1 protein-coding gene is annotated in these 955 nt (G+C 57.3%); it reads right to left on the reverse strand.

All coding sequences use genetic code 11. The annotated features are described in order from the left end of the window. A partial coding sequence (locus DWX58_RS15035; RefSeq protein WP_147382285.1) for a M20/M25/M40 family metallo-hydrolase occupies nt 1-926 on the reverse strand: 926 nt, incomplete at its 3' end. Nucleotides 927-955: the final 29 nt, after the last annotated feature.

Below are 955 nucleotides of genomic sequence, written 5' to 3' on the forward strand. Positions count from 1 at the left end.
TCAAAGACGGACTGGACGGTCTCGTCATAGCCGAAGTTCACACGGCCGGTGATGTCGAAGCACAGAGCGTCGCACATATAGAAGTCGCTGCTCTGGGCGGTGAACAGGTCAATCTTGGTGTAGGACTGGGGCTCCAGGCCGTTGGCAGCCAGGCGGTGCTTGCTCTGGCGGGCGCTGTCCCACTTGCGCAGGGCGGCGACAACCTTCATGCCCTGGTCGATGGCGTTGACTTCGCTGTAATCCAGCTCATCAAAGAGCTTGCCGCTCTTGCCCTGGACCTGGATGTGGAAGTCCAGCATGCCCATGGAGTAATTCTTGATCTCATGGAAGCCGTGGCCGGTCTCGGCGGGATGGAGGTAAACGCCCAAATCGGCGGAGTAGCCCCGCTGCATGGCGGTAAGGGTACCGATGGCGCCCCGCTTGCCGATGCTGCTCAGCAGGGTAAGATCGCCAGCCAGCTCAGGCTGATTCTTCAGAACTGCCTCAGCGCCCAGAAGCATCATGGCGACGCCGGCCTTGGAGTCGGCAACGCCCAGACCACTCATCTTGCCGTCCTTGATGGTGACGGAGGTGTCGGGGGTGAGCTTGTTGGGAGCCTCCGTATCCACGTGGGCAATGAGCATCAGGGACTTGCCGCCCTTGCTGCCCTTCTTGACGCCGACGACGTTTTCCACGTTGGGAGCAAACTCGTAGTTGCGGGGGAAGGCGTGGAAATCGTCCAGATCCTTGGCGTCATCCACGGTACAGGGGAAGACATCCAGCTCCAGACCCATATCGCTCATGGTGGTCTTGACCAGCTCCTGAGCGTGAGTAGTCTCATAGATGAAAGCCGGGATGCGGCTGAGAGACTCCAGGTATTTGATGTACTGATCCTTGTTCTGATCAATCTGCTCAAATACCAGCTTTTTCAGTTCTGTTTTCTCCATAATTACCTCCACAAAATACAGATTTATTG

Origin of the sequence: Pseudoflavonifractor sp. AF19-9AC (assembly GCF_003478995.1) — a bacterium.
Classification (GTDB): Bacteria; Bacillota; Clostridia; order Oscillospirales; family Oscillospiraceae; genus Lawsonibacter.